1 protein-coding gene is annotated in these 1,020 nt (G+C 57.6%); it reads left to right on the top strand.

Annotated elements, in window-relative coordinates; translation table 11 throughout:
• Positions 1 to 83: 83 nt before the first annotated feature.
• Positions 84 to 1,020: IS481 family transposase (locus tag AB6M95_RS19655; RefSeq protein WP_371388440.1), on the top strand; the 937-nt coding region annotated here is incomplete at its 3' end.

Raw genomic sequence — 1,020 nt, forward strand, 5'->3', positions numbered from 1 at the left:
TGTGAAGTTATAGGAGGTTGTTCACTCGGCCCTAATCGGTCAAATTGTGTTTACGAAGACGCAATTGCCGAAAGGAGGACCGAGTGAACATTCATGCCAATGCCAGATTGACGCCGATTCGTCGAGTGGAGCTTGTAAGCCGGATCGAAAACGGAGAACGGCCACAAAGCGTGGCGGAGGCGTTCGGGGTCTCCCGACGCACCGTTTACAAATGGTTGGCGCGCCACAGAAAAGGGGAGGAACTTTGCGACAAGTCCTCACGGCCCCATCATTCGCCGACAGCCCTGCCGCCTCGAACCATAGGGCAGATCGCCGCCTTGCGCCGCCATCACCTCACCGGCCGCCGCATCGCCGGTATGCTCGGTCTCTCCGCAGCTCGGGTACACCGTGCGTTGCGTCGATTGTGCATGAACCGGCTAAAATCATTGGAGTCGCCACTTCCCCCACGGCGTTATCAGTGGGAAAATCCTGGCGATTTACTGCACATCGACATCAAGAAACTGGGGCGCTTCGCACAGCCTGGCCACCGCGTGCATGGCGACCGGCAGCGGGCGACGCGCGGCGCGGGCTGGGAGTTCGTGCACGTGGCCATTGACGACGCCAGCCGCATCGCTTTTGCGGAAATCCTGGCCGACGAACGCAAGGAAAGCGTCGTTGCGTTCCTTTCATCGGTTCTTCGTTTTTACAAATCGTTGGGAATAACCGTGCGGCGGGTCATGACGGACAATGGAATGGGCTATGTTTCCAAGCTGTTCCGAGAGGCGTGTTTACGGCTTGGAATCAGGCATATCCGCACCCGTCCCTATACGCCACGCACCAATGGCAAGGCGGAGCGTTTCATCCAGACCGCGCTCCGCGAGTGGGCCTATGCAGCCAGCTATGCGAATTCACGCGAAAGAGCCAGCGAGTTGCCTCGCTGGCTCCATGAATACAATTATTACAGGAATCATTCGGCGTTACAGCATAAAACGCCTATCAGCCGATTGGGAGCCGCTGTGAACAACGTCTTGCAACTCCACA

The sequence above is a fragment of the Pseudodesulfovibrio karagichevae genome, assembly GCF_041414475.1.
Lineage (GTDB): Bacteria > Desulfobacterota > Desulfovibrionia > Desulfovibrionales > Desulfovibrionaceae > Pseudodesulfovibrio > Pseudodesulfovibrio karagichevae.